The sequence below is a fragment of the Lentilactobacillus dabitei genome (assembly GCF_019061365.1).
Taxonomy (GTDB): domain Bacteria; phylum Bacillota; class Bacilli; order Lactobacillales; family Lactobacillaceae; genus Lentilactobacillus; species Lentilactobacillus dabitei.
Genome location: NZ_JAHPPD010000172.1, coordinates 1 through 1,310 on the forward strand (window position 1 = coordinate 1; position 1,310 = coordinate 1,310).

Genomic DNA, 1,310 nt, shown 5'->3' on the forward strand with positions numbered 1-1,310 from the left:
TGAAGTGCCCTACAATTGTTAGACAAGTAAGTCTAATGATTGTGGGGCTTTTCTTGTGACAAAATATAGTAGTCAATTCAAAGTGAAGGTTGTTTCTCGTTATCTCAAGGGTGACATTGGTTATCGTGAACTGTGTAAGCAATACAAAGTTCCATCAACTAGCGTTGTTCGTGCGTGGGTTCAACGGGCCCAAGAACATGGTCCGCAATCTCTTGCAGTTAGGCATACTAAAGCCACCTATTCCCAATCCTTTAAGGTAGCAGTGATAGAATATATGGGTACACATCAGGTAAGTCGAGCGCGTGCAGCAGCACATTTTGGAATCTCTGAGGGCCAGGTCTATTCATGGGATCAAATCGTTAAGGAAAAAGGTGTTGCCGGACTGCGTCCGAAAAGGAGAGGAAGACCGACCACCAATAAGCGTAAACGCACTAAGACTATCAAGCGACTGAAACCAACCCAAGAAGAGAAATATCAGCAGGAAATCTTAAATCTTAAGCAGCAACTGCATGAAGCTGAACTGGATCGTGATATTTTAAAAGCACTTGCGACTTTAACGAGGAAGGCTCCCAATCGCTCACCACGAAGATGAAAGCCAGTATTGTTTCATCGTTACGGTCGCACTATGCACTTCAAGAACTATTAAGGGCGTTAAAGCTGCCACGGGCAACTTATTATGACCGACTTAAGCGGAACCAGAAGCCGGATAAATATGCCAAAGTTAAGGTTTTCATTCAAAAACTATATTCCAAGACACGCGAAACCTACGGTTATCGACGAATTCATGATGCAGCAGTGAAACATGGATTTAAATATGCGGAAGAGACAATTCGCCGACTAATGAGCGATATGGGTCTGAAAGTCTCGATTTACTCAAAACATACCGCTCAATACCATTCCTATAAGGGTCGAATCGGTAAAGTGGCGCCCAATGTCCTTAAACAGCAGTTTAATGCCAAGCAACCATTAACGGTTTTCCATACAGATGTTACTCAAGTACGCTTGTACAACGGTGAATGGGGCTACATTTCAGCTATTACCGACGAAGCCAGTCGTGAAGTATTAGCTGCCGTTGTCGGCACTTCTCCAAATAAAGCTTTGATTCATGCCACCTTGGATAAACTTAAACCTCACTTGAGACCAGGAATTCGCCCGATTCTTCATTCGGACCAAGGTTGGCAGTATCAAATTCCTGATTATCAACGCCGCTTAACGCACATGAATATCTGTCAAAGCATGTCCCGAAAGGGAAACTGCCATGACAACGCACCAATTGAAAGTTTCTTTAATCTGATGAAACGTGAGTGTCT

At 43.4% G+C, this 1,310-nt stretch carries 2 protein-coding genes; both read left to right on the plus strand.

What is annotated here, in order from left to right; translation table 11 throughout:
* Positions 1-55 precede the first annotated feature (55 nt).
* Positions 56-592 carry a helix-turn-helix domain-containing protein gene (locus KTE19_RS13640; RefSeq protein ID WP_054656232.1) on the plus strand — a complete coding sequence of 179 codons (537 nt, stop codon included), beginning with the start codon at positions 56-58 and terminating at the stop codon, positions 590-592.
* The coding region (locus KTE19_RS13645) for an IS3 family transposase (RefSeq protein WP_249778674.1) at positions 589-1,310 on the plus strand (722 nt) is incomplete at its 3' end. The genes KTE19_RS13640 and KTE19_RS13645, both read left to right, overlap by 4 nt.